Genomic DNA, 22,188 nt, shown 5'->3' with positions numbered 1-22,188 from the left:
ATGGCCGGGCATCCGACCCCGATCCGCCGGACACCCCTATTGCTTCAGCTCGACGGCCCTCAGAACGTGAGGTTCCAGGCGTCGATCTTGCCGGTGTCCGCGTTGGCGTTGTCGTTCACACGGAGCTTCCAGAGGCCGTTGGCCACCTCGGAGGAGGCGTTGACGGTGAAGCTCTGGACGATGTTGTCCGTACCGCCACCGGCCCGGTTGCTCAGGGTGTAGACGGTGCCGTCCGGGGCCACCAGGTCGACCTTGAGGTCACCGATGTAGGTGTGCTTGATGTCCACGCCCACCTTGAGGGTGGCCGGCGCGTTGCCGGTCACCCCGCTGACGGTGATGGGGCTCTCCACGGTGGCGTTGTCGTTGATCGCGAAGTCGCCGAGGTTCTCGAAGTACTTCCCGGGCGGCGGGGTGGACCCGACCGCCTTCAGCGCGTCGACCTGGCCCTCGCCGAAGAACGAGTTGTTGGCCGCGGTCCCGGTGCAGCGGTTGTCCGACGGGCAGGCGATGTCGTTGGCCTGCGTGGCCAGCTTGTCGCGCAGCTGCGCCGGGGTGATGCCGGGGTTGGTGCTGGCGAGCAGCGCCGCCACGCCCACCACGTGCGGGGTGGCCATCGACGTGCCGCTCTTGCTGCCGTACTTGCCGCCCGGCACGGTGGAGTAGACGTCGCTGCCCGGGGCCGCCACGTCGATGACGCCCGAGCCGAAGTTCGAGAACGAGGCCTTCGTGGTGCCCGTGCCGTTCGCCGCGACCGTGACGACGCCCGGGAGCTCGGTCGGGATGTCGAGGCAGGCGTTGGTGATGGTGCGGGTGACCGGCGTCGAGTCGTTCGGGCTCGCGGAGTCGGTCGTCTTGTGGGCGAGGTCGTAGTTCTCGTTGCCCGCCGCGGCGACCTGGAGGGAGCCCTTGCCCTCCGCGTACTCCTGGGCGCGCTTGACGCCCTCGATGATGGCGGCCTGGTCGATGTTGTCCGGGCAGTTGAACTGCCACGGGTCCGTGTAGTAGCTGTTGTTGGTGACCTTGAAGCCGTGGTCACCGGCCCACACGAAGCCGCAGATGGTGTTCTCGGCGAAGAAGAACGAGTTGCCCGGCTCGGCGACGCGGACCGCGGAGATCTTCACGCCCGGGGCCACGCCGACGACGCCCTTGCCGTTCTTGGCGGCCGCGATGGTGCCCGCGACGTGGGTGCCGTGGCTGTCCACGTCCCGCCAGGCGCCCGTACGGGTGTCGGGCTTGCCGTACGCGCAGGAGACGGAGTCGGCCGCATTGAAGTTCGGCGCCAGGTCCTGGTGCTGGTCGTCCACACCGGTGTCCAGGATGCCGACCTTGACGGAGGCGGAGCCGGTGGTGACGGCCCAGGCCTGGTCGGCCTTGATCTGGCTCATGTCGGCGCGGACGGGTTCGCCGGCCGGGGTCGTCGACTGCGCCGGGTTGGCGGGCAGCGCCGGGTTGTAGGCGTCGGCCGGAACGTCCGAGGTACGGGTGGCCCCGACCTGCTGGACCCCGCTGACCCCGCGCATCGCCGTGGCGAAGCCGGCGGAGGAGGAGTGGGCGACGATCACGCCGATGGCGTCGAAGTTCGAGAAGACGGTGCCGCCGTTGGCAGCGACGGCGGAACGCACCGCCGAGCTGTCACCGGGGGCGGTGATCACCAGGTAGGCGCGGGTGCCGGCAACCCAGGTCGCACTCTGGGAGGTCGGCGCCGCGGCCGCAGCCTTGGCGGGGGCGGACGGGGCGGACTGGCCGGACGGGGAGACCGGGGCGGTGCCGGCGAGTGCGGCGGGTGCCCCGAAGGCGAGTGCTGCGCCGAGCGTGGCGGCGAGCACGAGAGTGCGTCGAGGTCGGCTGGATATGTGGGGTATCAATGCGTCCTCCGAAGACGGCCCGGTGGTGCTCATGGCACCTACCGGGCCGTACGAAACGAGTGGTGGACGCAAGATGTCAGACGCGTGCCCCGGTATGGAAGTACCTTTTACCGCAGGACACTTCACAGCCCCATGGCCGAAAATCGACCATGGGGCTACGTGAGGGCCGACCGGGCTGGGCACCGTGGGGGCGAGCCCTGCCCGGCCGGCCCCTGACGGGGCGCTGCCGGTTACGCCGGCACGCCCTCCTTGGTGTCGGCCGGCGACTGGCCGGGCACGGTGGGGAGCTCCGTGCCGTGGCCGTCGTCGACCAGCGTGGTCTCGTCGAACTCCAGGCGTCCCGCGAGGACTTCGGTGGCGCGCTCGCGGTCGAACTCCTTGGTCCAGGTGCCGATGAGCACCGTCGCCACCGCGTTGCCCGCGAAGTTCGTCAGCGCCCGGGCCTCGCTCATGAAGCGGTCGATGCCCACGATCAGCCCGACACCGTCGACGAGTTCCGGCCGGTGCGACTGGAGCCCGCCCGCCAGCGTCGCGAGTCCCGCGCCGGTCACGCCCGCCGCGCCCTTCGAGGCCACGATCATGAACAGCAGCAGCGAGATCTGCTCGCCGATCGCCAGCGGCTTGCCCGTCGCTTCCGCGATGAACAGCGAGGACATCGTCAGGTAGATCGCGGTCCCGTCCAGGTTGAACGAGTAGCCCGTCGGCACCGTGATGCCGACGACCGGCTTGGAGACGCCCAGGTGCTCCATCTTCGCGATCAGCCGGGGCAGCGCCGACTCCGAGGAGGAGGTGGAGAGGATCAGCAGGAACTCGCGGCCCAGGTAGCGCAGCAGCGAGAAGACGTTGATCCCGGTGCACACCCGCAGCAGGGTCCCGAGGACCACGAACACGAAGAGCAGACAGGTCGTGTAGAAGCCGATCATGATGACGGCGAGCGACTTCAGGGCGTCGATCCCGGTCGCACCGACCACCGCCGCGATGGCGCCGAACGCGCCCACCGGCGCCGCCCACATGATCATCGCCAGTACCCGGAAGACCAGCTTCTGCACATGTCCGATCCCGCGCAGCAGCGGCTCGCCCGCCGTGCCCATGGCCTGGAGCGCGAACCCGCACAGCAGCGCCACGAGCAGCGTCTGGAGCACCTGGCCCCCGGTGAACGCGGAGACCAGGGTGGTCGGGATGATCCCCAGCAGGAACTCGGGCGTGGTCTGCGCCCCGCCCGCCTTGGCCTGCGCCTCTCCCGCGTGCTTGACGGCCTCCGTCAGGTGCAGTCCGCTGCCCGGCTCGAGCAGGTTCCCGACGAGGAGCCCGATGGCCAGCGCCACCGTGGACATGATCATGAAGTAGCCGAGGGCGAGGCCGCCCACGGCGCCGACCTTCGCGGCCTTGCGCACCGACCCGATGCCCAGCACGATCGTGCAGAAGATCACGGGCGAGATCATCATCTTGATGAGGTTCACGAAGCCGGTGCCCAGCGGCTTGAGCTCCACGGCCGTGTCCGGTGCGGCGAAGCCGACGGCGATGCCGAGAAGCACCGCGGCGATCACCGCGATGTACAGATAATGGGTCTTGTCGCGTCTGCCGGCCACGGCTCGCCTCCTGGTGGTGAATACGTCCCGGGAGGACCATCGCCCGAGGCTGTGACCCCGGTCACCCTTGCGTTCATTGAGTTCATGGCCGGGTGCACACTGAACGCCATGTTCCGGTTCCCTCGACCCCCGCGCAGCCTCGCCGGCCAGCTCTTCGCCATGCAGGTGCTGCTGGTCGCCGTGGTCGTCGCCGGCTGCGCGGTCTTCGCGTACGCCACCGCCCGTGGGCAGGCCGAGGAGTCCGCCCGGCGCCAGGCGGGGGCCGTGGCCCGCGCGGTCGCCGACTCCCCGTCCGTCCGCGAGGCGGTACGCGGCGCCGCACAGGGTGGCGACCCCTCGGCCGCGCTCCAGCCCTACGCCGAGCGGGTCCGCGTCGACTCCGGGGTGGACTTCGTGACGATCATGGCCCCGGACGGGCGGCGCTGGACCCACCCCGACCCCCGCCGCATCGGCGAACCCTTCATGGGGAACACCGCCCCCGCCCTGCGCGGCGAGACCTTCAGCGAGACCTACACCGGCACCCTCGGGCCCTCCATCCGCGTGGTCACCCCGCTCATGGACGACGGCAAGGTCGTCGGCATGGTCAGCTCCGGCATCACCGTCCGTGCGATCAGCGCCCGGCTCGCCGAACAGCTCTCCGTCCTCGCCTGGGTCGCGGCCGGCGCGCTCGCCCTCGGCGGACTCGGCACGTACATCGTCAACGCCCGGCTGCGCCGGCACACGCACGGGATGAACGCGGCCGAGCTCAGCCGGATGTACGACTACCACCAGGCCGCCCTGCACGGGGTCCGCGAGGGCCTGCTGATGCTCGACGGCCAGCGCCGGATCACCCTGATCAACGACGCCGGGCGCGAACTGCTCGGCCTGCAGGGGGACGTCAGGGGCACCGGCGCCGCCGACCTCGGTCTGCCCGCACCGCTCACCGGCGCCCTGCTCGCCGACCGGCCCCGGGTGGACGAGGTGCACCTGACCACGGACCGGGTGCTGGTCCTCAACAGCTCGCCCGTCGCGGGCGGCGGCCGCCGCGGCACCGTGGTCACCCTGCGCGACCACACCGAACTCCAGTCGCTCACCGGAGAGTTGGATCAGGAGCGGGGATTCACCGAGGCGCTGCGGTCCCAGGCCCACGAGGCGGCCAACCGGCTGCACACCGTGGTCTCCCTCATCGAACTCGGCCGCGCGGACGAGGCAGTGGAATTCGCCACCGCCGAACTGGAACTGGCCCAGGCCCTCACCGACCAAGTGGTCACCGGCGTCGGAGAACCCGTCCTGGTGGCGCTGCTGCTGGGCAAGGCCGCCCAGGCGCACGAGCGGGGCGTCGAGCTGGTCCTCACCCCCGACAGCCGCGCCGTCGACGGCCGGACCGGAACCGTCCCGGCCCGGGACCTCGTCACCGTGCTCGGCAACCTCCTCGACAACGCCGTCGACGCCCTCACCGGCGTCCCCGCCGCCAGGATCGCGGTCACCGTCCGGCCCGAGGAGGACGCACTGCTGCTCCGCGTCACCGACAACGGACCCGGCCTGCCCACGGGCGCCGCGGCCGATGTGTTCCTGCGCGGCTGGTCGGGCAAGGGAGAGGGGCGCGGCCTCGGCCTCGCCCTGGTCCGCCAGGTGGCCCACCGGCACGGAGGCAGCGCGATCGCCGCCGAAGGGCCGGACGGCGGAGCCGAGTTCACCGTACGACTGCCCGTGCGAAGGGAGCCGACGCCATGAGCGACGCACGCGACGCACGTGAGGCGCCCGCGATATCCGGGGTGCGGGTACTGGTGGTCGAGGACGACCCCGTCGCCGCCGACGCGCACGCCCTGTACGTCGGGCGGGTGCCCGGCTTCACCGCCGTCGGCGCCGTCCACTCGCTCGCCGAGGCCACCCGGGTCCTGGAGCGGACCCGGGTCGACCTGCTGCTTCTCGACCTCACCCTGCCCGACGGGCACGGGCTGCGCTTCGCCCGCCGGCTGCGGGCGTCCGGTCATCCCGTGGACGTGATCGTGGTGACCTCGGCGCGGGACCTGGCCGTGGTCCGCGAGAGCGTCTCGCTCGGCGTGGTCCAGTACGTACTGAAGCCGTTCGCCTTCCCGACACTGCGCGAACGGCTGCTGCGCTACGCCGAGTTCCGCGCGACGGCGGGGGAGGCGGCCGGCCAGGACGATGTGGACCGGGCGCTCGCCGCCCTGCGCGCCCCGGGCCCCGCCGAGCTCCCGAAAGGGCTCAGCGCGCCGACCCTGGACCGGGTCGGCGCGCTGCTGCGGGCGGCGCCCGAGGGGCTGACCGCCGCGGGGGCGGCCGAGGCGGCCGGGATCTCCCGGATCACCGCCCGCCGCTACCTGGAGCACCTGGTGGACACCGGGCGGGCGGACCGCACCCCCCGGTACGGCCAGGTCGGCCGCCCCGAACTGCACTACCGCTGGCTGGCGGCGGCCGGGACCGGCTCGGTGTCGAAGGTGTAGAACTTCCGGTGGTCCAGCATGTCCGCCGGGGTCACGTCGTTCCACGGCCGCATGGTGTCGTGCAGGTCGACGACGTTCGTGGTGCCCGCGGCCGGCAGGTACGTAGACTTCGGGTTGCGGGCCTGCCATTCGGCCCACAGCTTGTCGACGAAGGCGTGGTGCATCCAGAACACCGGGTCGTTGGGGGAGACGCCGGTGCCCATCTGGCCGCCGACCCACACGTGCACCCGGTTGTGGAGGTTGGCGCCGCGCCAGCCCTCCAGGTGGTTGCGGAAACCGTTCGAGGAGCTGTTCCAGGGGGCCATGTCGTACACCGGCATGTTGAGCACGGCGTCCACCTCGGCCTTCGTCGGCAGCTCGGCCACTCCCGCGCCGAGCGCCCGGCGCAGGTACGCGCGCCCGTCCACCCGCACGTTTATCGGCCACTTGCCGTTGGCGGACGCGAACGGCCCGTCGAGGACCTGTCCGTCGCGCGCCCGGCCGGTGCCGCCCAGGAAGTCGGCGGCCCAGAGGGAGGAGCGGGTGGTGCGGTCCGCGCTCCAGTCCCAGTAAGGGAGCGAAACCTTCGGGTCCACTTTCTGCAGCTCGGCCTCGAACTCCAGCAGAAAGCGGCGGTGCCAGGGCAGGAACGAGGGCGAGCGGTGGCCGACCCGGTCGCCCGAGTCCGTGTCGGCCATGATGAACCCGTTGTGGGTCGTGACGAACCGGTCGTAGGTACCGGTGCGCTTGAGCTCGAGCAGCGCACTGGTGAAGGCGCGCTTCTCCTCGGCGGTGAGGGCGGCCTGGTTCTTGCGGACGGTCATGCCGTGCCTCCCATGGGCGCGAACGGGGCGAGGACGGCGCCCTGCAGCTCGCGCACGGCGGCGCGGGCGAGCGAGGCCGGATCGGCGAAGGTCTCGTAGTGGTTGACCACGCTGATCCAGGTGCCGTCGGCGTTGCGCATGACGTGCAGTTCGCGGCCGTCTATCCGGACGGTCGCCAGTCCGTCGTGGCCGCCCCCGTGGTGGCCGCCGTGGTGGCCGCCCCCGCCCGGGGTGATCTGTATGCGGCGGCCCTGGTACACCTCGTCGACCGTGCCGGTGGGTAGGGAGGCGCGGGAGTCGGTGGCGGCTGCGTGCGCGGTGGCGCCGGCGATGCCGAGGACGGTGAGAGCGCCGGCAGTGGTGCCCAAGGCCTGCCGGCGGGTGATCTTGTTCATGGGCCGAGAAGTATCAGGACGGCAAAGGTCGTTGACCGGTATCCGGACATGCGTGGATAAGTTGCCCATAGAACCAGTTGGTCGATCTTCCCGTCCGAACGGGCTTCGGCGGCTCGGACGGGAAGATCTTCGAACAGAAGCCTACTCGACAGTAAGTTGTCCTGTCGCGCGCGGCCCCTATGGAGGGGGTCACACCGCGGAGTCGGCTGGAAGCTCTCGGTGGTGGCGCCCGAATCCTCCGCCGAGGGGGTCGAAGCCGCCTTTGTGATGATCAGTCACCTATAGTCCGGATATGGCTCTTCATGAGACGAAAGACGTACCCGCCCGTGACGCCGACACGGACGTGTTCACGTCCGCGCTGAGCGGCCAGATCCTCCCCAAGCACCGGATGCCCGACGATCACTCGCCCACCGAGGTGGTCTACGAGCTGCTCAGCAACGAGCTCCTCCTCGACGGCAACGCGGCCCAGAACCTGGCCACCTTCTGCACCACCTGGTCCGACGACGGCGTGCACCGGCTGATGAACCAGTGCCTCGACAAGAACATGATCGACAAGGACGAGTACCCGCAGACCGCCGAGATCGAGGCCCGCTGCGTCAACATCCTGGCCGACCTGTGGAACGCACCGGCCGGCGGTGCGGCCACCGGCTGCTCCACCACCGGATCCAGCGAGGCCGCCATGCTCGGCGGCCTCGCCCTCAAATTCCGCTGGCGCACCCGCCGCCAGGCCCAGGGCCTCCCCACCGACCGGCCCAACCTGGTGTGCGGGCCCGTCCAGATCTGCTGGGAGAAGTTCGCCCGCTACTTCGACGTCGAACTGCGCCCGGTCCCTCTCGAACCCGACGCCACCGGCCTGCGCCCCCATCAGCTCGCCGAGTACGTCGACGAGAACACCATCGGCGTCGTCGCCATCGTCGGCGTCACCTACACCTGCGACTACGAGCCCGTCGCCGATATCGCCGCCGAACTCGACCGGATCCAGGCCGAGCACGGCTGGGACATCCCGGTCCACGTGGACGGGGCCAGCGGCGGCTTCGTCGCCCCCTTCCTCCACCCCGACGTGGTGTGGGACTTCCGGCTGCCGCGCGTCGCGTCCGTCAACACCTCCGGGCACAAGTACGGGCTCGCGCCCCTCGGCGTCGGCTGGATCGTGTGGCGCACCGCCGACCTGCTGCCCAAGGAGCTCGTCTTCGACGTGGACTACCTCGGCGGCGACATGCCGACCTTCGCCCTCAACTTCTCCCGCCCCGGCGGCGAGGTCATCGCCCAGTACTACCTGTTCCTCAGGCTCGGCCGCGCCGGTTACAAGCGCGTCCACGAGGCCTGCGTCGCCACCGCCCAGTACCTGGCCGGGGAGATCGCCGCCATGGGCCCGTTCACCCTGCTCTACGACGGCCTCGGCGGCCTCCCCGCCGTCTCCTACCGGCTCACCGACCAGGCCGCGGCCGGGTTCACCCTCTACGACCTCTCCGACCGGCTGCGGATGCGCGGCTGGCAGGTGCCCTCGTACCCGCTGCCGGCCGGCCGCGACGACACCGTCATCCAGCGCGTGCTGATCCGGCACGGCGTGACCCGCGACCAGATCGCCCTGCTCGTCGAGGACCTGCGCCAGGCGGTGGACCACCTCACCGCCACACCCCCGCCGGTCCCGGCGACCGAACCCCGCTCCGGGTTCCATCACTAGCCTCCGCTCGGGCTCGATGCGGGGCGGTTGCGGCTGCCGCCGCGGGTCCACATCGCGCGCGCGGGGATCACGTACCGCCGTGACATGCGGAACGCGGGGAGCGGGCTGCTGCTGACGGACTCCTTGTACGCCACGGCGGCCCGCCCCGTGAGGTACCAGCGGCGCGGGGTGTCGTCGCCGTGGGTGAACTGGATGACCGCGTCCAGGCGGCCGAGGCTGACCGGCTGGTGGACGTACCCGAACCGGAACGGCCGGGGCTCGCGGCCGGCCAGCCGCCGGGAGATGGCGTCGGCGGCGTACACGGCCGTGGGGATGCCGCTCTGGCACGTGCCGTGCACGACCCCGTACGCCTGGCCGACGGCGGCGGCGTCGCCCACCGCGTACACCGACGGGTGGGAGACCGAGCGCAGGGTGGGGTCGGTGACGATCCGGCCCCGGCTGTCGGTGGTCAGGCCCGCGTCGGCGGCCAGTGCGGGCACCCGTACGCCGGTGGTCCACACGACCGCGTCGGCGGGGACGTACCCGCCCCCGGCCAGCGCCACACCGTCCGGCAGGACCTTGACGACCTCCGCGCCGGTGCGCACCCGCACGCAGAGCCGCTCCAGCACCCGCTCCAGGTAGCCCCGGGCGCGCTCGCCGAGCATGGCCGCGGGGACGTCCCGGCTGAGCAGTTCGACCCGCAGGCCCGGCCAGGACTCGGCGATCTCGGCAGCCGTCTCCACCCCGGTGAGCCCGCCGCCGCACACCGCGACCGTGCCGCCCACGGCGGCGATCGCCGGCAGTCTCCCGGCCAGCTCGAGGGCCGCTGCGGCGTCGTCGAAGGTGTACGCGTGGGTGTCGGCGCCCGGGACGGCGCCGGTGTCGCAGACGCTGCCGGTCGCGTGGACCAGCGTGTCGTACGCCAGTACGCGGCTGCCGTCGGCGGTCTCGACCGCGACCTCGCGGCGGTCGGCGCGGATTGCGGTCGCCCGGCCCTGCACGAACTCGACGCCGGTGCCGGCGAGCAGGTCCGCGATCCGGTGGTCGGCCAGCTGCTGGCCCGTGGCGAGCTGGTGCAGCCGCAGCCGCTCGGTGAACCGGCCGGAGGGGTTGACCAGGGTGACCCGGCCACCGCTGCGGCGGGTGCGGCGAGCGGTGCGGATCGCGGCCATCAGGCCCGTGTAGCCGCCGCCGAGGACCAGTACGCGGTGGGGCGTGCCGGGGTTCGAGGGGGTGGTCATGGCTGACCTCCTGGTGAGGCTCCGCCGGGGGCCGTGCCGCCCCGGCATGTCACCCCACGGACGAGACGGCACCGCCGCCGCGTGACGCGGACCCGATGTGCCCCGCGTCACACCCGCTCAGGCGGCTCGCATCCCGGTCAGCTTCTCCGGGTTCGCGATCAGGTGGATGGTGTCCACGGCACCGTCCACCAGGTGCAGCACCAGTACGGTGACCGGAATCCCGGCCGAATACGCGACGATGCCCGGCCCGCCGTTGACCTCGACCAGCTCGATGCCGAGCTGCTCCGGCAGCCGCCGGGTGAATGTGGCGAACGCATGCGCCACCAGCTCCGCGCCCTGGATCGCCTTGCGCGGCGCGGGGGCCAGGCCGCCGCCGTCGCTGACCAGGGTGACGCCCGGCGCCAGCACCTCCAGCATCGACGCGACGTCGCCGCCCGAGCTGGCCTCCAGGAACCGCTGCGTCACGCGGCGGCGCACCGCCAGGTCCGTGTCGTAGCGGGTCCGCCGGTCCTCCACGTGCGCCCGGGCCCGGCGGGCGGTCTGGCGTACCGCGGCCTCGTCGCGGCCGACGATGTCGCCGATCTCCGCGTACGCGTACCCGAACGCCTCGCGCAGGACGAACACGGCCCGCTCCAGCGGCGACAGCGACTCCAGGATCAGCAGCATCGCGGTGGACACGGTGTCCGCCAGGGCCACGTCGTCCGCGACGTCCGGGCCGGTCAGGAGCGGCTCGGGCAGCCACGGCCCCACGTACGACTCCCGGCGGGCCCGGGCGCTGCGCAGCCGGTCGATGGCCAGCCGGGTGGTCACCCGGACCAGATAGCCCTCGGCATCGGCGACCTGCTCCGCGTTCACCCGGCTCCAGCGCAGCCAGGCCTCCTGGACGACGTCCTCGGCGTCGGCGGCCCGGCCCAGGACGCGGTACGCGACCGCATGGAGCAGACCCCGGTGCTCGTGGAAGACGCGATGCGCCTCGCTCTCCGCCGTCACAGCCGAAGCCTCTCCCTGTCCCTGTCCCTGTCCGTGCCCGTGTCGGTCCCGGGCACCCGGCGCATCCTAGCCAGCCACATCCCCCGGCCGGGCGCCGCTCAGGCGGACGCCGGCCAGCGCATGCCGAGTGCGTCGAGGGCCGCGACGCGGTCCGGGGCGAGGGCCGACGCGCGCGAGCGCTGGTTGGCGATCCACGCGCCCAGCTGCAACTCCCGGCCGCCGACCCGTTCCACGTGCTTGCGGGGGACCCGGAGGTGCTGCTCGCGGGTGTGGAACTGGCGGGCCGCGGCCAGGTGTTCCGCCCATTTCTCGGCCTGCGTGCGCCGCGGCTGCGGGCGCTCGGCGGCGCTCGCCCCGGTCACGCCCAGCGTGTGCTCCAGCAGCCAGCGCTGCGCCCAGGTCAGCTGCTCCCAGGCCAGCCGCTGGGTACGGACCCACCGGCCCAGGTCCTCGCCCTGTACGACCACCTCGCCCGGGGTGAGCGGCAGTCGGCCGCCCGCGTCCAGGTGGACGCGGGTCAGGTGGAAGGCGCGCTGCCAGGAGATCTCCCAGGCCGGGCACCAGGACGCGTCGATGGCCTCCAGGGCCTCCCGGCGTTCCCCGGGCAGGGCGCCGGGGCCCTCGCGGCGGGCGGCGGCCCGCTGGTTCTTGACCCACACCCCGACCGGCGCGCCGCGCCAGGTGGCCTCCACGGGCGGCAGCAGGTGGCCGTGTTCCGCCGCCCAGCCGCGGGCCGCCGCGAGGCCCTCCTCGAAGGCCACGTCGAAGTGGCTCCACACCATGCCGAGTTCGTCGAGCTGTGCGACGCGCTCCCGGCCGAGGGCGCCCCGGCGGTGGGTGCGCCGCACGTCCGCGATCCACTGGCCGAGCGGGAACCGGGCCAGCCCGGGCGGCCAGGCCTCGGCGGCCGGATGCGTGCCGGGCAGGGCCGCCGTAGCGGGCGGGGTCCGGGGCGTCTTCGGCGCCTTCGGGACCTTGAAGCTGAACGGCACCCGCAGATCCCCGGCCCTGGCCGCGTAGATCCGGGCGGCCTCCACCCCGCGCCGCCAGTGCTCGCGCTCCGGATGCAGCACGCGCAGCCGGATGAACGTCGCCAGCAGCGCCGGATCCCGGGGTGTCGAGAAGCTCAGCAGGGCCTGCGCCCCGGTCCGCATGCCGGCGCCCGTCACGCCCTCGGTCGCGGATTCCGCCCGCGGCCGGCTCGGCGCCTGCGGCTGCGCCAGCGATTCGACGAGCCGGGTGTCGTGCGCCCGCAGCGCCTCCAGCAGCCGCGCGAGGTCCCCGTACGAGCGCGAGGTCAGCATCGACTCGGGCGTCTCGCCCGGCCCCAGCAGCACCGGGACGACCAGCGAAGCGACCTTGCCCTCGCCGGGGTGAATGCGCAGAGCCCGCCCGACGGCCTGGACCAGGTCCGGCATGGACCCCCGTACGTCGGCCCAGAAGACGGAATCGCACTCCTTCGTGTCCACGCCCTCGCCCAGCACCCGGACACTGCCGAGGAAGGCCTTGTCGGCGACGCCGTCCGCCGCGAACGCGTCCAGCACCCGCCGCCGGTGCGCCGCCGTGTGCTGCCCGCACAGCCAGTCCGCCCAGACGGTACGGGGATACGCCGGCTCCGGCGTGTCACGCGCGTCCCGCAGCCGCTGCGCCACCGCCGGCAGCCCGGCCGCGAAGGCCTCGGCCTCCCTGGTCAGGTGGTGGAAGACCAGGGTCCGCCGGAACCCCTGGTCGGCGGCGGCCTTGATCAGTGCCGCCTGCAGGGCCGCCAGCCGCGCCCCGCGCACGGCGTCCGAGCGCCCGTCGGCGCCCAGCAGCACCGCCGCCTGGAACCCCGGATCGCTGACGTCCACGCACACCACCCGGTACGGGGCGCAGATGCCGCGGTCGATGGCCTCCGCGAGGGACAGGGTGTGGCAGCGCGCGCCGAAGGGGCCGTCGGGGTCGTCCTCCATGGACGCGACGAGATCGCCCCGCCCGCGGCCGCCGTCCTCGGGCTGTGCGGACTCTTCTCCCTCCTCCGGCTCCGCGCCGTCCTGCCAGACCCGCGGCGTGGCCGTCATGTACAGCCGCCGGACGGAGGGGATCCGGATGTTGTCGTGGACCACGGCCCACGGTTTGCCGATCCGACCGGACGTACGGTGCGCCTCGTCGACCACGACCAGGTCCCAGCCCGGCAGTCCGGCGAGGTGGGCGCGCTCGATCGTGCCGAGGCCCAGCGACGCGTACGTGGCGAACACCGTCAGCCGGTCCGCCGACGGGCCCGCCCGGCGGGCCAGTTCGGCCGGATCGGTGGTGGCCGGTACGCCCGCGTCCTCGGCGCGCAGCGAGCACACGGCGAGGGCGCGCCCGGTCCGGCCGCCCTCCCGCCACGCCGTCACCGTCTGTACGAGCAGGTCCAGCGAGGGCACGAGGACCAGCACCCGCCCGGCCCGCAGCTCCTCGGCGGAGCGCACGGCGACCAGGGACTTCCCGGAGCCGGTGGCCATGATCACCTGGGTCCGCAGCCCGGTCCCGGGCACCCGGCCGCCGGCCGGCAGCTCGAGCGCCCGGAGTACGGCGTCGACGGCCTCGCGCTGGTGCGGCCGGAGCTCTTTCTTCGCCATGTGCCGTACTCCGTCTGCTCTGATCAGCCTCTTCGGCTCCAGTCCCCATCCTGCACGAAATTTGAAGCATTCGGGGCCTGCTCGAGCGGAGCGTCCGGGTCACATCTTGGCGCCGAAGTTCTGCGTCCACCAAGGGCCGCCCGGGCCCGTGTGGATGCCGACGCCGATGTCCTTGAAGGAGCAGTTGAGGATGTTGGCGCGGTGGCCCGGGCTCTTCATCCAGGAGTCCATGACCGAGGCCGCGGTCTGCTGGCCCTTCGCGATGTTCTCCCCGTACGTCGACCAGCGGTACCCGGAGGCCGTCGTGCGCTTCCCCGGGTCGGCGCCGTCGGGGTTGGTGTGCGCGAAGAAGTCCCGGGCCGCCATGTCGTCGGAGTGCCCCTGGGCGGCCGCCCGCAGCTGCGAGTCCTCCTTCAGGGGGCCGCAGCCGGCCGCCGCACGCTCGGAGTTGACCAGTGCGATGACCTGGCCCGCGACCCCTGCCGGGGCGGGCGCCGGAGCCGGCGCGGGCGGGCGCGGCGCCGGCGCCTTGGACTTGGTCGGCGACGGGCTCGGACTCGGGCTCTCGGCGGACGGGCTCGGCGAGGCGGAGGCCGACGGCGAGGGGGAGGCGGACGCGGAGGGCGAGGCCGAATCCGAGGGGGACGCCGAGCCGGCGTCGGGCGCCGACAGCGCGGAGAGCGGGGCGGCGGGCGCGGCGCCGGTCTCCTTGTCGTCCGAGCCGGGGAAGCCGCCGAGGTAGGCGAGCCCGCCGCCCGCGACGCACGCGGCGAGCACGGCGCCGCCGACCGCGCGGCGGCGGCCCTGCCGGCGTTTGCGCAGGACGCTGCGGCCGCCGCCGGGGGCGGCGTCCGGTATGCCGCCCTGACCGGAGACGGTGGGGGTGAGCTGGGTCGCGGCGTCGGAGAAGTCCGTCCCGTCGAATCCCGTGCTGCCGAAGTTCGTGCCGCCGAAGTCCGTTCCGTCGAATCCCGTTCCGTCGAATCCCGTGCCCGTGCCCGTCCCCGGGTCGCCGGGGCCGCCCGCCTGGGCGCCCGCGCCGCCGTCGTACGCGTACGCCGCGCCCGCCGGGACGATGCCGCCCGCCGCGGCAGCCCGTACGCCGGCCAGCAGGGCCACCGAGACCGGGACCAGGGCCAGACCCGCCAGCAGCCCCTCCGCCGGGAGCAGTCCGCTCCACAGTCCTGCGCACCGTACGCACTCGCGCGCGTGCCGGGCTATTCGCTTGCGCCACAGCGTCGACGGCACCCCGTCCCAGGCGGCCGTCACCCCACGCAGACCCTCGCACGGGGGCTGCGTGCCCAGCGCCCGCTCGACCACCCGGGCCGACTCCAGCTGCGCCTTCATCCGCTGCACCCGTACCGCCGTGTGCTGCGGGGACAGTTCGAGGGCCGCGGCCACCTCGGCACGGGTCAGCTCTCCGGCGCACTCCAGCCACCACAGCGACAGCAGCGCCCGGTCGTCGGTCTCCAGCCAGCGGGTGGCGCGGGCCGTCTCCCGCTGCTGGCCTTCGAGCTGGAGCCGCAGGACGGTCAGGTCCACGAAGTCGGCGCCCGGGTCGGCCAGCTCCCAGGCCGCCTCGAGTCCGCTCTCGCCGGGGGCGCTGTGCCGCGCCTGCCAGTGCGCCCGCACCCGGTTCATGGCGATCGCGACCAGCCAGGACCGGAAACTCTCGTCCGACCGCAGGGTGCCCAGCCCGTCGAGCGCCCGCAGCATCGTGTCCTGCACCACGTCGTCCACGTCGACGGAGCCGTTCAGGGCGCGCCCGACGATGTTGTAGACGAGCGGCAGGTAGGTGCCGACCAGCTCGTCCTGCGCGCGGGCATCGCCCGCGCGGGCGGCTGCCACCAGCGCTGCCGTGTGCTGTGTAGTCATGTGAGGTTCCCTGTCCGTACCGGCGGTCGATGATGCCCGATACCTGGGAGACCGTCGAGCGCGGCCCGGATAACGGTTATCCGGAAGAAGAACCTGAAGAACTTTCCGGAGCCTGCGGAGGATAGCGCCGCGCCGAGGCGTCCACCTGGGCGAGCCGCCGCATGGCCACCAGCATGGCGTCCCCCAGTACGGTGCCCACCACCACCCGCTCCACGAGTTCCTCCGGTCGCTGCCGGCCGGCCACGAAGGCTAGGTCGGCGGAGGCGACCAGCTCCGCGGCTGCCGCGAACTCGTCCAGGTGGCCGATGTAGTCCTCGTGCCCGACCGACAGGACGGAGCCCATCGCGGCGGTGAGGGCCTCCACACGGGGGTGCGGCCGCGCCTCGTAGTGGTGGCGGGGTTCGGGTACGCCGGGGTGGTCGGGCTGACGACCTGGCAGGCCCTGCGCGGGCAGGCACTGACCTCGCCCGACGCGCTGACGCTGGGCGCCGCCGGGGCGCTGGCCGCAGCGGTGGCCGTGGCGGCGGCGGTGGTCCTGCCGGCAGGGGCCGCGCGGGGCCGGGGCGGTTCGGGCGGAGCCGGCGGCCCGGGCGATCGGCCCGAGGCTCTGGCCGGTTCCGGGCTCCGCGGCTGAGCGCACACCGGGCCGACCGGTGAGGGGTCCCGCGTCCGTGTCCGGGCGTGGGACCCCTCCCGTGTCCGGACCTTGCTCTACAGCAGCGGAGCCAGCGCCTCCGTGGCCGAGCGCAGGGCCGGCGCGTACGCCTCGATCTCCTCGCGGGAGACGAGGAAGGTGACCGTGGTGACGCTGACCCCGCCGACCGGCCGGCCTGCCGGGCCGGGGATCGCGGCGCCGATGCACCGGATCGTCGGCTCGTTCTCCTCGTCGTCCACGGCGAAGCCCCGGGCCCGTACCGCCTCCAGCTCCGCCAGCAGCGCCGCCGGGCCGGTCAGCGTCCGCGGCGTGCGGCGCGGCAGCCCCGCGCCCGCGATCAGCGCCCGCACCTCCTCCTCGGGCAGGTCCGCCAGGATGGCCTTGCCGATGGCGGTGCTGTGCAGCGGCATCCGCATCCCTACCCGGGAGGCCGTCTGGAAGGGCTGGTCGCTCTCCAGCTTCCGGATGTAGGTGAGCGTCTCCCCGCTGTGCAGGGCGAGGTGGACCGTCTGGCCGGTGGCCTCGCGCAGCTCGCCGAGGATCCGCCCGATGCTCTGCGGCTCGCTGCCACTGACCAGGGCGGACAGTCCGCGCAGCCGGGGGCCCACCCCGTACCGCGATTCGCTTTCGGGGCGTACGAAGCCCTGCTCGATCAGCGAGGCGAGGATGCGGAAGGTGCTCGACTTCGGCACGGCTGCGGCCGCCACCACATCGGTGAGCCGGTGCGGCCCGCCGGGCGCTGCCACGGCCTCCAGGATCCGCATCGACTTCTCCAGCGCCGTGCCGGCCGCCGAGGTCCGGCCACCGCGCGCGGGGCCCCCGGCCTCGTCCGTCGTGTCCCCGTCGTCGGGCATGCGCTCTCCAAAGGCAGGGCGGGTGGGGGTAGGGTCTGCGAGAAGCGTTCCGGTACACGGTACAGCGTGCCATTACGTGGAACAACTGTCCTGCGTGGACGGCAACTGCTGCCGGGAACAGATGGAGGGGTCCCTTTGTCCTGCCACCCGTACGACGCCATGGCCGCCCAGTGCCTGCTGCCGGTGCTGCGCAACGCCGACGCGGAAGAAGCCGTCCACCGGACCACCACCCTGCTGGCCGCCGGCTGCCGCACGGTCGAGCTGACCACCTCGACCCCCGGCTGGGCCGAGGCCGTCGCCCGGACCGCCCCGCTCGCCGACGCGTACGACCGGCCCGCCCTGATCGGCGTCGGCACCGTGACCACCGCGACCGAGGCCGAGACCGCCCTCGACGCGGGTGCGGCCTTCCTGATCTCCCCCTACCCGGCCCCCGAGGTCCGCGCCGTCGCCGCACGCCGCCGGGCGGTTTTCGTCGAGGGCGGCTTCACCCCGGGCGAGATCGCCTCCGCCGTCCGGTCCGCGGGCGCCGCCAAGGTGTTCCCGGCGCACGTCGGCGGCCCCCGGTTCATCCGCTCCCTCAAGGCGGTCCTGCCCGAGGCACTGTTCATCCCGACCGGCGGCATCCGGCTCGGCGAGATCCCGGAATGGCTCGCGGCCGGGGCGGCCGCCGTCGGCATCGGCAGCGGCCTGCCCGACGCTCCGGGTGAACTGGCCGCCGTCTTCGCCGGGCTGGCCCGGCCGTGCTGCTCCGGCTGCTCCGGCGCGGGGCGCTGAGCATGGCGCCCGCGCCCCGTACCGGCTACGACGTACTCGTCCTCGGCGAGGTCCTCGTCGAGATCCACGCCGACAGCGCCCTCAACGAAGCCGCCGACGGCACCGGGGCCCGGATCTCCTACTCCGGCGACGCCCTCAACGCGGCAGCCGCCGCCGCGGCCGCCGGGGCACGGACGGCCCTGCTCGCCGTCGTCGGCGACGACGAGCTCAGCGTCCCGCTGCTGCACCGCGCGGCCGAGCTCGGCGTGGACGTCTCCCACGTACGCCGCGCCCCGCGCCCCAACGGCGCCTACCTGCTCGGCTCCGACACCGAGGGCGACCGGGCCTTCGTCTACTGGCGCACCCACAGCGCCGGTTCCACCCTCTCCACCCGGCACATCGAGTCCTGGCGGGACCTGCTGACCGGCGCGAGGGCCCTGGTCACCAGCGGTATCACCGGCGCACTGTCCCCGAGCAGCCGCGACGCGGTGGTGGCCGCCGCCGAGGCCGTGCACGACGCCGGCGGGCACGTCACGTACGACGCCAACTTCCGTCCCCGCCTGACCGGTCGGGCCGACGCACGGGAGCTGCTCGGCCGGATCGCCCCGCTGACCGGGCTGCTCAAGACCTCCTGTCCGGCCGATGCGCAGGCCCTGGTCGGCACCGGCGATCCGCGCACCGCCGCCGCCCGCTACCGGGCCCTCGGCGCCCGTACGGTCGTCGTCACCGCGGGCGCCGACCGGCTGCTGCTCGACGACGGCACGCGGGCGGAACACCATCCCGTACCCGTCAACCCGGCTCCGGTCGACGCGACCGGAGCCGGGGACTGCTTCACCGGCACCGCCACGGCCCGGCTCGCCCTGGGTGACCGCCTCGCCGACGCCGTCGCGTACGGCATGGCGGCTGCCTCCCTGTCGGTGTCCGGCCGCGGCGGCACGGGCCACGTCCCCGCGTTCCCCGAAACGGCAGCCCTGGCCGCCGCCTCAGGCGGCTTCGAGTAGCGCGATCTCCTCCGGGGACAGCCGCAGCGCCCCGGTGGCGATGTTCTCGACCAGGTGGTCGGGGTTCCCGGTGCCCGGGATGGCCAGGACGTGCGGGCCGCGGTTCAGGGTCCAGGCGAGCCGCAGCTGCGCCGCCGACACGCCGTGGGCCTTGGCCACGGTCCGTACCTGCTCGGCCTCCTCCGCGACCACCCCGGCCTCCTTGCCCGCGCCGGCGATCGCGAAGAACGGCACGAAGGCGACGCCCTGCTGCCCGCATGCGTCGAGGAAGGCGTGGTCCTCGGCCGGGGAGCCGATCCCGTACGGGTTCTGCACGCACACGACCGGCGCGATGGCCTGTGCTTCGGCGAGGTGGTCGGGCCGTACGTTGGACACGCCGAGGTGGCGGACGAGCCCGGCCGTACGCAGCTCGGCGAGGGCGCCGAAGTGCTCGGCGATCGAACCGGTCGTCTCGCGGCGCGGTACACGCAGGTTGACCACGTCGAGGTGGTCCCGGCCCAGCTGGCGCAGGTTCTCCTCGACCTGCCCGCGCAGCTGCTCGGGGGTGGCCCACCACCACTCGCCGGCGGAGTCCCGGCCCGGACCCACCTTGGTGGTGATGACGAGGTCGTCGGCGTACGGGGCCAAGGCCCGGTTGATCAGCTCGTTGGCGGAGCGCAGCGGAGAGAAGTAGAAGGCAGCGGTGTCGATGTGGTTCACGCCGAGCTCGACGGCCCGGCGCAGTACGGAAGTCACCCGTTCACGGTCGCTGGGGGAGCCGTCGGCGAGCTGCGTCAGGCGCATGGCGCCGAAGCCGATGCGGCGGACGGTGAGGTCACCGAGCCGCCATGTGCCGGATGCTGCCGCGGTGATCGTTTCGGAGGTCATGGGCTGAGGTTAACCGGCTCGGCGACCCAGCCCGCGGCGAGCACCAGGCGGGAGGTGCGGTGGACGGCGAGGAAGCCGAAGGGCCGGTGGAAGGCGACCCCGGCATGGCGGACCCGGTACCGGTAGCGGGGGGCGGCGCAGCCCGCGGCCGAACCGACAGCGGTCACGGCCGCGGCTTCGAAGCCCTCGGCGTGGAAGCGGGCCATCGCCGACTGGCGGGCCGAGTTGACGGCCAGCGGGTCGGAGCTGATGCCGGGGAAATGCCCGGAGCGGGTGTCCACAGCGGTGTGCAGGCCGAACAGCCGGGCGTGGTCGAGGAGATCGTGGTCCGCGCTGACATCGAAAGCCACCGTCTCGACCCACAGGCGGGGTTCACGATCGGGCGACCGGACCGTCCCGATGCGCAGCCCCGGCCCCGGGTTTCCCTCGGGAAGCAGGCTCGCGCCCGTCGACGGCACGGCCCGGGTGACGACGGCGGCGCCGGCGGCGAGCACCTCCCCCGGGCGGGCGGCGGGCTCGCCCAGCACCAGGTGGACGTCCACCCCGCCGTCGCCGACCACTTCGAGCAGCGTCACCGGGCCGGTCGGCGAGTGCGCCACCCGGGCGCGGTCCAGGAGACAGGTGCTGCGGTACAGCGCGAGCGCCGACCGCCCGGCCCACGGGCCCTCGGACAGATCGACGGCTCCGGTTCGGAAGGGCTGGATCCACTTCAGCCGCAGCGCGAGCGCCGAGGCGAGGACCAGCAAGGTGTCCCTCTCGATGGAGAGGGGCATCCGCTCGATCAGCCCGCCGGTCCGGTCCGCCGCCCACCCGTCGAGGGCCTTGCGGTCGGTGTCCTCGTCGCCGGTCAGGGTGGAGCGGGCGCCGTCTGGCAGTCCGGCCAGCCAGGGTTCGTGCAGGGGCAGGTCCGCCTTGGCCCACAGCCCGGTGGCCGCCTGGAGGCCTCGTACGCCGGCCAGATCGGCCAGCAGCTCCCGGGCGGTCGCGGCCGCGGACCCGGCGGATATGCCGAGGGCTTCGGCGAGTTCGGCGCGGGCCGGGCCGCCCGCGCCGTCGGCGAGGAACGCCAGCAGGGGCCAGATCCCGGCTGCCGTGAGGACGGTGCCCTTGCCGCCGGTCACCGCCTGCCGGGCCCAGCGCGTGGTGAGTCGGTTGACCGCCCGTACCGTCGTGTTCCTCATGCCGGGGAGCGTACGTGGTGGGGCGCCGCCGGGCCGGGTCGTTTTCCGCGGCCCGGCGGCGCCGGTCTTCTGGCCGGTCAGCGGCCGTGCAGGCCCCGGTCGACGGCCGTCATCAGCTCGCCGTCGGCGGTGTCCGCGTCCAGCGACCAGAACATCGCGCCGCCCAGGCCGTTCTCGCGGACGTACTCGGCCTTGTTCCGCAGCACCTGCGGGTCGTCGTACGTCCACAGGGTGCTGCCGTCGAACAGCCAGGCGTGGCCGCCGCGCCGGTCGCGGTAGACCTGGTACGTGCCCGAATCGGCGAGCTTCTTCAGCGCCTTGTAGTCCTCGTACCCGGCCGCCCAGGTCGCCGGGGCCGGGCCCGTCGCCGGCTGCCCCATGCCGTCCCCGCCGCCGCTGACACCGGTCCAGCCCTGCCCGTAGAACGGCATGCCCATCACCAGCTTGTGCGCCGGCGCCCCGCGGTGGCGCCAGGCCTCCACCGTGCCGTCCACGCTGAAGTCGCCGCGGGCGTGGAGCGCGGACTGCTGGGCGGTGGTGGGCTCGCCGGAGACGTGGAAGTCGTAGCCCTGGAGGGTCACGAAGTCGAGGTCGCGCATGATGCGGCGGACGTCGAAGCCTGCGTCGATCTTGGCGGGGGCGGTCGGGACGAAGGCGGTCAGCTCGTACTTCTCCCTCCTCTTCTGGCTGCGCGCGTACGCATCGAGCTGTGTACGGAACTCCTTGACCAGCGCCGTGAAGTTCTGCTTGTCCTCCGGCCGGAACTTGGTGTCCGTGTCACCCTCCGAGCCGGGCCATTCCCAGTCGAGGTCGATCCCGTCGAAGACGCCGGCCGCCGCGCCGGCGCCGCCGCGGGCGCCGTCCTGCGGCAGATTGCCCTTGATGTAGAGGTCGATGCAGGACTGTACGAGGGCCTTGCGGGAGGCCGGGGTGAGCGCGGCGTCCGAGAAGTGCGTGGACCAGCTCCAACCGCCCAGCGAGAGCAGGACCTTGAGGCCCGGGTGCTTGGCCTTGAGCTCGCGCAGCTGGTTGAAGTTCCCGGCGAGCGGCTGCCCGGCGCTGTCGGCGACCCCGTCGACGGAATTCGCGGCGTCGAGCGGGCGTGCGTAGTCGGCCCAGGCGTCGGCCTCACCCGGCATGTTCCCGGTGAAGCACTTGCCCTCCGCGCTGATGTTGCCGAAGGCGTAGTTGATGTGGGTGAGCTTGCCGGCGGTGCCGCTCGTCTCGAGGTCCTGGACCTGGAAGTCCCGTCCGTAGACGCCCCATTGGGTGAAGTACCCGACCCGCTTGTACGAGCGGTCGTGACCGCTGTCGCCTTGCGCGGCGGCGGCAGACGGTGCGAGGGCGGTGAGCAGGGAGAGCGAACAGGCGGCGACGGCCAGCCTGCCGGGCATGCTGCGGCGCAT

The 22,188-nt window shown here is 73.4% G+C and carries 19 protein-coding genes; 6 read left to right on the top strand and 13 right to left on the bottom strand.

Features of this window, described 5'->3' with window-relative positions; all coding sequences use genetic code 11:
• Positions 1 to 59: 59 nt before the first annotated feature.
• The gene (locus tag OHT74_RS05055; RefSeq protein ID WP_266672490.1) at positions 60 to 1,826 is read right to left on the bottom strand and encodes a S8 family peptidase; all 1,767 of its coding nucleotides are present in this window, start codon (positions 1,824 to 1,826) and stop codon (positions 60 to 62) included.
• Positions 1,827 to 2,095: 269 nt separating this feature from the next.
• A complete protein-coding gene (locus tag OHT74_RS05050) occupies positions 2,096 to 3,454 on the bottom strand; it encodes a cation:dicarboxylate symporter family transporter (RefSeq protein ID WP_328619490.1) in 1,359 nt (452 codons plus the stop codon).
• A gap of 108 nt (positions 3,455 to 3,562) precedes the next feature.
• Here OHT74_RS05050 and OHT74_RS05045 point away from each other — a divergent pair, with 108 nt between their 5' ends.
• Both OHT74_RS05045 and OHT74_RS05040 read left to right on the top strand, forming a co-directional pair.
• Positions 3,563 to 5,167: a sensor histidine kinase gene (locus tag OHT74_RS05045; protein WP_328619489.1), complete on the top strand. Its 1,605-nt coding sequence runs from the start codon at positions 3,563 to 3,565 to the stop codon at positions 5,165 to 5,167.
• The gene (locus OHT74_RS05040; RefSeq protein ID WP_266661030.1) at positions 5,164 to 5,901 is read left to right on the top strand and encodes a response regulator; all 738 of its coding nucleotides are present in this window, start codon (positions 5,164 to 5,166) and stop codon (positions 5,899 to 5,901) included. The genes OHT74_RS05045 and OHT74_RS05040 overlap by 4 nt, the downstream gene beginning before the upstream one ends.
• Here OHT74_RS05040 and melC2 read toward each other — a convergent pair.
• Positions 5,853 to 6,704, bottom strand: a complete 852-nt coding sequence (melC2, locus tag OHT74_RS05035) for a tyrosinase MelC2 (protein WP_328619488.1) — start codon at positions 6,702 to 6,704, stop codon at positions 5,853 to 5,855. The two genes, OHT74_RS05040 and melC2, sit on opposite strands and share 49 nt — an antisense overlap.
• Positions 6,701 to 7,099 (bottom strand): apotyrosinase chaperone MelC1, encoded by a 399-nt coding sequence (gene melC1 / locus OHT74_RS05030; RefSeq protein WP_266661026.1) that lies wholly within the window; start codon positions 7,097 to 7,099, stop codon positions 6,701 to 6,703. Before melC1 ends, melC2 begins: the two co-directional genes overlap by 4 nt.
• Before the next feature lie 292 nt (positions 7,100 to 7,391).
• Between melC1 and OHT74_RS05025 the strand changes: the two genes are divergently transcribed.
• Positions 7,392 to 8,783 carry a glutamate decarboxylase gene (locus OHT74_RS05025; protein ID WP_328619487.1) on the top strand — a complete coding sequence of 464 codons (1,392 nt, stop codon included), beginning with the start codon at positions 7,392 to 7,394 and terminating at the stop codon, positions 8,781 to 8,783.
• On the opposite strand, the gene OHT74_RS05020 is transcribed toward OHT74_RS05025, so the two are convergent.
• The 5 genes from OHT74_RS05020 to OHT74_RS05000 all read right to left on the bottom strand — a co-directional run bounded on the left by OHT74_RS05020 (position 8,780) and on the right by OHT74_RS05000 (position 15,835).
• Positions 8,780 to 10,003, bottom strand: a complete 1,224-nt coding sequence (locus tag OHT74_RS05020; protein WP_328619486.1) for an NAD(P)/FAD-dependent oxidoreductase — start codon at positions 10,001 to 10,003, stop codon at positions 8,780 to 8,782. The genes OHT74_RS05025 and OHT74_RS05020 overlap by 4 nt on opposite strands.
• Positions 10,004 to 10,120: 117 nt before the next feature.
• The gene (gene sigJ / locus OHT74_RS05015; protein WP_328619485.1) at positions 10,121 to 10,993 is read right to left on the bottom strand and encodes an RNA polymerase sigma factor SigJ; all 873 of its coding nucleotides are present in this window, start codon (positions 10,991 to 10,993) and stop codon (positions 10,121 to 10,123) included.
• Positions 10,994 to 11,091: 98 nt separating this feature from the next.
• Positions 11,092 to 13,596, bottom strand: coding sequence for a DEAD/DEAH box helicase (locus tag OHT74_RS05010; RefSeq protein WP_328619484.1), 2,505 nt, complete (start codon positions 13,594 to 13,596; stop codon positions 11,092 to 11,094).
• Between the two features lie 99 nt (positions 13,597 to 13,695).
• Complete coding sequence (locus OHT74_RS05005) at positions 13,696 to 15,471, bottom strand: sigma-70 family RNA polymerase sigma factor (protein WP_328619483.1); 1,776 nt, start codon at positions 15,469 to 15,471, stop codon at positions 13,696 to 13,698.
• Positions 15,472 to 15,547: 76 nt separating this feature from the next.
• A complete protein-coding gene (locus OHT74_RS05000) occupies positions 15,548 to 15,835 on the bottom strand; it encodes a hypothetical protein (protein WP_328619482.1) in 288 nt (95 codons plus the stop codon).
• 27 nt (positions 15,836 to 15,862) lie between these two features.
• Between OHT74_RS05000 and OHT74_RS04995 the strand changes: the two genes are divergently transcribed.
• Positions 15,863 to 16,105: a hypothetical protein gene (locus OHT74_RS04995; RefSeq protein ID WP_323139532.1), complete on the top strand. Its 243-nt coding sequence runs from the start codon at positions 15,863 to 15,865 to the stop codon at positions 16,103 to 16,105.
• A 77-nt stretch (positions 16,106 to 16,182) separates the two neighbouring features.
• Here the strand turns inward: OHT74_RS04995 and OHT74_RS04990 are convergent, their stop codons facing one another.
• Positions 16,183 to 16,980, bottom strand: a complete 798-nt coding sequence (locus tag OHT74_RS04990; RefSeq protein WP_266661014.1) for an IclR family transcriptional regulator — start codon at positions 16,978 to 16,980, stop codon at positions 16,183 to 16,185.
• Positions 16,981 to 17,115: 135 nt separating this feature from the next.
• On the opposite strand from OHT74_RS04990, the gene OHT74_RS04985 reads away from it, so the two are divergent.
• Both OHT74_RS04985 and OHT74_RS04980 read left to right on the top strand, forming a co-directional pair.
• On the top strand, positions 17,116 to 17,754 hold the full coding sequence (locus OHT74_RS04985; RefSeq protein WP_328619481.1) for a bifunctional 4-hydroxy-2-oxoglutarate aldolase/2-dehydro-3-deoxy-phosphogluconate aldolase: 639 nt from the start codon (positions 17,116 to 17,118) through the stop codon (positions 17,752 to 17,754).
• A gap of 2 nt (positions 17,755 to 17,756) precedes the next feature.
• Positions 17,757 to 18,734, top strand: coding sequence for a PfkB family carbohydrate kinase (locus tag OHT74_RS04980; RefSeq protein WP_328619480.1), 978 nt, complete (start codon positions 17,757 to 17,759; stop codon positions 18,732 to 18,734).
• Here OHT74_RS04980 and OHT74_RS04975 read toward each other — a convergent pair.
• The 3 genes from OHT74_RS04975 to OHT74_RS04965 all read right to left on the bottom strand — a co-directional run bounded on the left by OHT74_RS04975 (position 18,717) and on the right by OHT74_RS04965 (position 22,188).
• The gene (locus OHT74_RS04975; RefSeq protein WP_328619479.1) at positions 18,717 to 19,601 is read right to left on the bottom strand and encodes an aldo/keto reductase; all 885 of its coding nucleotides are present in this window, start codon (positions 19,599 to 19,601) and stop codon (positions 18,717 to 18,719) included. The genes OHT74_RS04980 and OHT74_RS04975 overlap by 18 nt on opposite strands.
• Positions 19,598 to 20,782, bottom strand: coding sequence for a serpin family protein (locus tag OHT74_RS04970; protein WP_328619478.1), 1,185 nt, complete (start codon positions 20,780 to 20,782; stop codon positions 19,598 to 19,600). Before OHT74_RS04970 ends, OHT74_RS04975 begins: the two co-directional genes overlap by 4 nt.
• Before the next feature lie 77 nt (positions 20,783 to 20,859).
• Positions 20,860 to 22,188, bottom strand: coding sequence for a glycoside hydrolase family 18 protein (locus OHT74_RS04965; RefSeq protein ID WP_328619477.1), 1,329 nt, complete (start codon positions 22,186 to 22,188; stop codon positions 20,860 to 20,862).

Source organism: Streptomyces sp. NBC_00354 (genome assembly GCF_036106915.1).
Lineage (GTDB): Bacteria > Actinomycetota > Actinomycetes > Streptomycetales > Streptomycetaceae > Streptomyces.
The sequence above is the reverse complement of the archived record's forward strand: the minus strand, read 5'-3'. Positions and strand labels throughout refer to the sequence as shown.

Bases quoted from the DNA above. Each gene is read 5' to 3' on its own strand.
- OHT74_RS04990 (WP_266661014.1), bottom strand. From the start codon at position 16,980: ATGCCCGACGACGGGGACACGACGGACGAGGCCGGGGGCCCCGCGCGC.
- melC2 (WP_328619488.1), bottom strand. From the start codon at position 6,704: ATGACCGTCCGCAAGAACCAGGCCGCCCTCACCGCCGAGGAGAAGCGC.
- OHT74_RS05025 (WP_328619487.1), top strand. From the start codon at position 7,392: ATGGCTCTTCATGAGACGAAAGACGTACCCGCCCGTGACGCCGACACG.
- OHT74_RS04980 (WP_328619480.1), top strand. From the start codon at position 17,757: ATGGCGCCCGCGCCCCGTACCGGCTACGACGTACTCGTCCTCGGCGAG.
- melC1 (WP_266661026.1), bottom strand. From the start codon at position 7,099: ATGAACAAGATCACCCGCCGGCAGGCCTTGGGCACCACTGCCGGCGCT.
- OHT74_RS05005 (WP_328619483.1), bottom strand. From the start codon at position 15,471: ATGACTACACAGCACACGGCAGCGCTGGTGGCAGCCGCCCGCGCGGGC.
- OHT74_RS04965 (WP_328619477.1), bottom strand. From the start codon at position 22,188: ATGCGCCGCAGCATGCCCGGCAGGCTGGCCGTCGCCGCCTGTTCGCTC.
- OHT74_RS04975 (WP_328619479.1), bottom strand. From the start codon at position 19,601: ATGACCTCCGAAACGATCACCGCGGCAGCATCCGGCACATGGCGGCTC.
- OHT74_RS04970 (WP_328619478.1), bottom strand. From the start codon at position 20,782: ATGAGGAACACGACGGTACGGGCGGTCAACCGACTCACCACGCGCTGG.
- OHT74_RS05020 (WP_328619486.1), bottom strand. From the start codon at position 10,003: ATGACCACCCCCTCGAACCCCGGCACGCCCCACCGCGTACTGGTCCTC.
- OHT74_RS05010 (WP_328619484.1), bottom strand. From the start codon at position 13,596: ATGGCGAAGAAAGAGCTCCGGCCGCACCAGCGCGAGGCCGTCGACGCC.
- OHT74_RS05040 (WP_266661030.1), top strand. From the start codon at position 5,164: ATGAGCGACGCACGCGACGCACGTGAGGCGCCCGCGATATCCGGGGTG.
- OHT74_RS05045 (WP_328619489.1), top strand. From the start codon at position 3,563: ATGTTCCGGTTCCCTCGACCCCCGCGCAGCCTCGCCGGCCAGCTCTTC.